At 73.2% G+C, this 1,378-nt stretch carries 1 protein-coding gene; it reads left to right on the top strand.

The annotated features are described in order from the left end of the window. Nucleotides 1-343: 343 nt before the first annotated feature. Nucleotides 344-1,378: gamma-glutamyltransferase (locus ABZ805_RS29305; RefSeq protein WP_358447178.1), on the top strand; the 1,035-nt coding region annotated here is incomplete at its 3' end.

Below are 1,378 nucleotides of genomic sequence, written 5' to 3'. Positions count from 1 at the left end.
GTCCCACCTCGTCGGACGAACGGTCCGTTCACTCGTATCCGCATGAGTGAGCGGACCGTTCGTCCACTAGAGCTGGACGAACGGTCCGTTCACTCCGCAGCTGAGCGAGATCGTCTCGGCGTGGGGTGTGGGGAACGGTCGTCCGGTGTCGTCGGGCCAGCGGTCCGTGCTCCCGGGCCGCGCAGTTGATCTCGGTCCGCCAACGATGACCCGTTCGTGTTGTCGAGGCGGCTTTCGCTCGGCACAGTGACGGGCACTCGGAGATCGGAGGCACTCGATGGTGCGAGCACGACCCGTTCGGATCACCCTGGCGGCGGTCACCTCCTGTGCGCTGATCACTCCGATGGCGCAAGCATCCCCGACCCCGCAGCCGCCGCCGGTGCCACCGAAATCGCCGGAGGCGGTCGGTTACGGCGGCGCCGTCTCCAGCGTCGACCCGGACGCCACCCGCGCCGGCATCGACGTGCTCCGGGCCGGCGGCACCGCGGCCGATGCCGCCGTCGCGGTAGCCGCGGCGCTCGGCGTCACCGAGCCCTACTCGGCGGGCATCGGAGGCGGCGGCTACTTCGTGCACTACGACGCGGCCACCGGCGAGGTCTCCACCCTCGACGGCCGCGAGACCGCCCCGGCCGCCGCGCACCCCGAGATGTTCCTGCAGGACGGCGAGCCGATCCCCGCGGCGGAGGCCATCACCAGCGGTCTCGGCGTCGGCGTGCCCGGCACCCCCGCCACCTGGGAGCAGGCGCTGCGGCGGTGGGGGAACAAGGACCTGGGCGAGGTGCTGCGGCCCGCCGAGCGCCTCGCCGCGGACGGCTTCGTCGTCGACGACACCTTCCGCGAGCAGACCGCCGCCAACCAGGAGCGGTTCAGCGCGTTCCCCGCCACCCGCGACCTGTTCCTGTCCGGCGGGCAGCCACCCGCCACCGGGAGCACGTTCCGCAACCCGGACCTCGCCGCGACCTACCGCACCCTCGCCGACGAAGGCCTCGACCCGCTGTACCGCGGCGAGATCGGCGCCGACGTGGTCGACGCGGTGCGCAACCCGCCGGTCGACCCGGCGGCCGGGCGCACCGTGCGGCCCGGCGGCATGACCGCCGACGACCTGCGCGACTACCGGATCGAGGAGCGCGACCCGACGCACGTGTCGTACCGGGGGCTCGACGTGTACGGGATGCCGCCGTCGGCCTCCGGCGGCACCACGGTCGGCGAGGCGCTGAACATCCTCGAAGGCACCGACCTGGGCGCGCTGGACGAGGCGCAGTACCTGCACCACTTCCTGGAGGCGAGCAAGATCGGCTTCGCGGACCGGAACCGCTGGGTCGGCGACCCCGCGTTCGGCGACGTGCCCACCGCGGAGCTCACCGGCCAGGAGTTCGCC

This window comes from Saccharopolyspora sp. NPDC047091, from assembly GCF_040643635.1.
GTDB lineage: Bacteria > Actinomycetota > Actinomycetes > Mycobacteriales > Pseudonocardiaceae > Saccharopolyspora_C.
This window is presented reverse-complemented; position numbering and strand designations above follow the sequence as displayed.